The following is a 2,131-nucleotide window of genomic DNA, read 5'->3' on the forward strand; positions in this document are numbered from 1 at the left end:
ATTGATGTAGCAAAAGAATACGCAAAGAAGTATGATGTCCCACTTTTATTTAATCAGGGTTTTGGAGGAACAGGTGCGTTAGAGATTGGGTTAAAGCATTTGCAAGCAGCATAAGTTTAGTAGTAAGGAATTTATTTTGAACATAAAATCATATAATCCTTATATAAAAATTATAAAGTTTATATTGGAGGAATTAGAATGCTATTCCTACCAAAACAAGAACAAAATAGTTATTTATTTGAGTTTCGTCAAATTTGAATTTTATAGAAAAATGGGGTGGAAAGATGTTCGATAACATGAGTGAGGAAGCGAAATTATCTTATGAAGTTGAAAAAGAGAATGTGCAACGAATAGCAGATGCACTTGGAGTAAAAGTTAGTTTTTTCGAATCGAGGTCTAGTAGTGCGAGAATTTATTATCATCTAAAATGCATTTTTAAAGAAAAAGGGAGCGCAAAATTAAAAAAAGAACTTGCTTCTCATAATTGGATAAAAGACCAAAGATACAGATCTATTTGCTCTGATGAATTAGTTGAACATTTCACATTTGTAATGACCAAAATGGTCTTTATCGAAAATTGATTTTTATACCAAAGCGTTATTGTATATCAAAATTGGGGGAATAAGAAATGGAAAATCAAGAAAAATTAGTTGTTTTAGATAAAGATGCGAAGGCGGTAGTTACAAAGGAATTGGAAAGTTTATTTTTCGCAGCTAAGCAAATGTATGATTGGGTAAAAACAGATTCACTCACTGAAGAAATGAAAGAAACGTTGTTAAATTTATCAGAGCATCATATTGCTAAAGTCTCTAATAAAGTTAAATACAACTCATTGTCAGCGGCGAACTTAGAAGAAAAACATGCTGCGGTAAGGGAAGCTAACGGACGTATTCGAGATTTAGAAGAGAAAATTGCTAATATGCTACCTATCGACGGATTAAAAGAACAGTTAGAAAAACTTTCTAGAACTATTGATCATTGGTGGGATGACCTAGGTTTTAACTATGTGAGAGAAATCCAGTATACAAAGTATGGAAATATTCTTATAGAATTCGGGTTCAGTTTAGATCCTTCATTTTCATCACGATATAGTGATAGTCCGCTTTCGGATGCTGAGCTACAACAACGGATGATTGATGACCTAAAAGAACGAGGGTTTGATTTTTATGAAGAAGGTAGAAGAGATTATGAATTGATTGATAACGATAATAATCGAAACTTGCTAATCGAATTATTAGAAGAACGATTCCCATCAATGAGATTAAGAGAATTTACAAATATGGCAGCTACAAAGGATCATCGTATTCTTCGATTGAGAGGCGTCAAAATCATTATTAGTGATTTAAATGACATTTTAAAAGAGGAAAATCAAACAAAATAGTTATTTTGGAGAAAAGGGGAGCGGAAATGGCTGTATTAATTAAAGACATCGCAAAAAAACGGAATATGCCTTTCTTAAAAAGAGGGATGAAAGTAGTTGTAGATGGGAATAAGGGGCGAGTTGCAAGTGGTAATAGAAGCGGGAATATAAACGTAGTTTTTGAAGATGCTGAGAAATACGGAAAACATAGTCATAACTGTCATCCAAAATGGGAAACGGTTTACTTAGATAAAGAAGGGGAAGTAATTGCGGACTACAGAGAACGATCAGGCAATTTATATGGAGTCAATGATGCAAAGAAGCATATCAGATGTCGTTCAGTAATGACGGGGAATTAATTTTAAAAAATAGTAATTCGGGAGGAAAACGGATATGAAATTTTGGGCACTTGCTTATCAATATCAGGAAGATGTATTTTATGATTTCGCGAAAGAAGAGGACACAATGGATTTAAGCGAAGCTTGCTTCTTACCTACAAAAGATGTGGCCGATGATTTTATTAGTCAGCAGTTAGATGATGATTATGTTCCAGTAGAAATTGAATTAGAAACATTGCAGAAGAATGGTATTTGGTCTTGGTCACGCGAAAGAGTGGAGCGTTGGGACGAGGAGTAAAACTAAACAAAATTCTTATTGTATTAAGAATAAATAAAAGAACCCGTCTTTCATAAATGGATTCTTCCCTTAGGGCATACAAGAAATTCAAGGTAACTGGACCAGAGAAACCTGTGGAATTTCTTGTGATATTAA

The 2,131-nt window shown here is 33.5% G+C and carries 4 protein-coding genes and 1 pseudogene; all 5 read left to right on the forward strand.

The genetic code is table 11. The features are described from left to right. Positions 1-114 (forward strand): annotated as a pseudogene (locus CO726_RS30725) (DUF2325 domain-containing protein); the annotation flags it as partial. Between the two features lie 170 nt (positions 115-284). Continuing rightward, positions 285-581 (forward strand): hypothetical protein, encoded by a 297-nt coding sequence (locus CO726_RS30730; RefSeq protein ID WP_099686805.1) that lies wholly within the window; start codon positions 285-287, stop codon positions 579-581. Positions 582-628: 47 nt separating this feature from the next. Then, positions 629-1,381 carry a hypothetical protein gene (locus CO726_RS30735; protein ID WP_099686806.1) on the forward strand — a complete coding sequence of 251 codons (753 nt, stop codon included), beginning with the start codon at positions 629-631 and terminating at the stop codon, positions 1,379-1,381. A gap of 26 nt (positions 1,382-1,407) precedes the next feature. After that, a complete protein-coding gene (locus CO726_RS30740; RefSeq protein ID WP_099686807.1) occupies positions 1,408-1,719 on the forward strand; it encodes a hypothetical protein in 312 nt (103 codons plus the stop codon). Positions 1,720-1,753: 34 nt separating this feature from the next. Next, complete coding sequence (locus tag CO726_RS30745) at positions 1,754-1,996, forward strand: hypothetical protein (protein WP_099686808.1); 243 nt, start codon at positions 1,754-1,756, stop codon at positions 1,994-1,996. Positions 1,997-2,131 lie beyond the last annotated feature (135 nt).

It is taken from the genome of Bacillus fungorum, assembly GCF_002746455.1.
In the GTDB taxonomy this organism is placed as follows: Bacteria; Bacillota; Bacilli; order Bacillales; family Bacillaceae_G; genus Bacillus_A; species Bacillus_A fungorum.

What these genes read in the sequence shown, in the direction of transcription:
- CO726_RS30740 (WP_099686807.1), top strand. Translation starts at nt 1,408, where the DNA reads ATGGCTGTATTAATTAAAGACATCGCAAAAAAACGGAATATGCCTTTC.
- CO726_RS30745 (WP_099686808.1), top strand. Translation starts at nt 1,754, where the DNA reads ATGAAATTTTGGGCACTTGCTTATCAATATCAGGAAGATGTATTTTAT.
- CO726_RS30730 (WP_099686805.1), top strand. Translation starts at nt 285, where the DNA reads ATGTTCGATAACATGAGTGAGGAAGCGAAATTATCTTATGAAGTTGAA.
- CO726_RS30735 (WP_099686806.1), top strand. Translation starts at nt 629, where the DNA reads ATGGAAAATCAAGAAAAATTAGTTGTTTTAGATAAAGATGCGAAGGCG.